Genomic DNA, 2,547 nt, shown 5'->3' on the forward strand with positions numbered 1-2,547 from the left:
GCCTTGGGGCCGTTGGCGCGCTGCGGGTCGCGCGCTTCCACCACCAGGGCGGTGCGGGTCAGCCAGGCGGCCGATTCGCCGCGCTGCGGGAACTGGGCCAGCAAGGCCTGCGCGCGCGCCGTGCCGTTGCCAGCGCCTGTGCCAGGTTGTCCGTCGACACCGGTATCGCCGGCGCCGTAGTCAGCGCCTTGCATGGACACCACGCCGCCTTCGGCAAAACCGCCGCCCATGGTATGCGGCGAGACCTGGTGTTTCAGCGTCGCGCCACGCGGCAGCGGGTCGCGCGCGGTGTGCGGGTCCTGTTCGATGTGGTACGGGTAGTCCGCCGCCGACACCCAGGGCAGCGAGTCCAGCGGCAGCCGGTAGCCCATGGGCGAGTCGCCCGGGATGAGGTACATGCGCTCGTCGCGGAAGAACCAGGGCCCGGTGGACCACTGGGTGCCGCTGACGCGGTGGTAGGCGCTTTTGCCGTCCTGGGATGCGGGGCCGGCACCGTCGGCCTGCAGCGGCAGCACATAGCCCACGGTGGCGTCCAGCCCCTGCGTGAAAACGCGGCGCAGGCGCGCGCGCTCCAGCTCGTCGTCGAGCTTGGCGTCGAACGGGTCCACGTTCACCGGCAGGCGGCGCTCGCGCCACAGGGAGTACCAGGTGTCTTCGTAGCCCGGGGTGATGTACTGCGTGGACAGGCCGAGCTGGCGCGCCAGGGTCTGCGTGAAGCGCTGCGCATCGTCGGCGCTGTAGTGGGCGCTGTCGCGTTCGTCGGCCAGCAGGGCCGGGTTGTGCCAGCAGGGCTCACCGTCGGCGCGCCAGAAGACCGACAGCGCCCAGCGCGGCAGCTGTTCGCCCGGGTACCACTTGCCTTGGCCCATGTGCACGAAGCCACCGCTGCCGTAGCGTTCGCGCAGGCGGCCCAGCAGTTCGGTGGCGTAGCCGCGCTTGGTCGGGCCCAGCGCATCGGTGTTCCATTCGGCGGCGTCGCGGTCGGCGGTGGCCACGTAGGTCGGTTCGCCACCCATGGTCAGGCGCACATCGTGTTTGACCAGGTCGGCGTCCACCTGCTGGCCCAGTGCCACCACACCGGCCCACTGTTCCTCGGTGTAGGGCTTGGTCACGCGCGGCGATTCGTACACGCGGGTGACCGACATGTGGTGGCTGAACGCCACCTCGCACTTGTCCACGCCGCCTTCGACCGGCGCCGCGCTGGAGGGCTGCGGCGTGCAGGCCAGCGGGATGTGGCCTTCACCGGCCAGCAGGCCGGACGTGGGGTCCAGGCCGATCCAGCCGGCGCCGGGCAGGAACACCTCGCACCAGGCGTGCAGGTCGGTGAAATCCTTCTCGGGGCCGCTGGGGCCGTCGATGCTTTTCACATCGGGCGCGAGCTGGATCAGGTAGCCCGAGACGAAACGCGCCGCCAGGCCCAGGTGGCGCAGCAGTTGCACCAGCAGCCAGCCCGTGTCGCGGCACGACCCGCTCTTGAGCGTGAGGGTCTGCTCGGGCGTCTGCACGCCCGGCTCCATGCGGATGGTGTACGAGATGTCGCGCTGGAGCATCTGGTTGATGTCCACCAGGAAGTCGATGGTGCGGCGCTTCTTGACGTCCACCTTCGCCAGGTAGGCCTTGAGCAGGTCGGTCAGTGGCGCGGTGGCCAGGTAGGGGGCCAGCTCCTGTTTTTGCGAGGCGTCGTAGCTGAAGGGGAATTCTTCGGCCCGTGGCTCCAGGAAGAAGTCGAAGGGGTTGTGCACCGCCATCTCGACCACCAGGTCGATCGTGACCTTGAACTCGGTGGTCGGCTCCGGGAACACCAGGCGCGCCTGGTAGTTGGCGAACGGGTCTTGCTGCCAGTTGATGAAGTGGGTGGCCGGGTCGATGCGCTGCGAATACGACAGCACCTTGGTGCGGCTGTGCGGCGCGGGGCGCAGGCGGACCACCTGCGGACCCAGTTTGACCAGGCGGTCGTACCGATAATGGGTGATGTGGCTCAGGGCAACGTGGATGGCCATGCTCGGGGACTTTCGACAGGGGGAACAACAATGACAACGCAGGCGCGCTGGCGCACGGCGTGGCTGCGGTACATGCTAGCAAGAGCCGCGCCACGGCTTGATGACAGACCCGGTGCCGGGCGACCGGTGGGGCGGCCGTGAGCGTGGCGGGTCGGCTGCTGGCCCTGTGGCCCGGCTGGGTGCTGGGCGTGGCCCTGCAGCTGCAGCAGGCCACGCTGTGGCCGGCCCTGGCCTACGCGGCCCTGCTGGCCGCCGCCCTAGTGCAGCTGGCGCTGTGTGTGGTGTCCCGTCGCCTGGGGTGGAGCACCGTGCTGCTGGCCGGCGTGTTGGCCGGTGGCGGGTTCACCGGCCTGCGCGCGGCGCACTTTGCCACCCAGGCGCTGGACCCGGCCTTGCAGGGCCTGGACATCGAGGTCAGCGGCCAGGTGGCCGAGTTGCCGCAGCGCGGTGCCGACGGCTGGCGCTTTGTCTTCGAGCCCGATCCGGCCCAGCGGCTGGGGCAGGCGGTGCCGCTGCCCCAGCGACTGCAACTGGGCTGGTACCTGCG

Annotated in this window: 2 protein-coding genes; one reads left to right on the forward strand and one right to left on the reverse strand. The window is 70.1% G+C overall.

What is annotated here, in order from left to right:
- The coding region (locus ACR2JA_RS00175; protein ID WP_434007120.1) for a transglutaminase family protein at positions 1-2,000 on the reverse strand (2,000 nt) is incomplete at its 3' end.
- A gap of 137 nt (positions 2,001-2,137) precedes the next feature.
- Between ACR2JA_RS00175 and ACR2JA_RS00180 the strand changes: the two genes are divergently transcribed.
- Positions 2,138-2,547: DUF4131 domain-containing protein (locus tag ACR2JA_RS00180; protein ID WP_434007121.1), on the forward strand; the 410-nt coding region annotated here is incomplete at its 3' end.

It is taken from the genome of Hydrogenophaga sp. (assembly GCF_051007235.1).
Lineage (GTDB): Bacteria > Pseudomonadota > Gammaproteobacteria > Burkholderiales > Burkholderiaceae_C > Hydrogenophaga.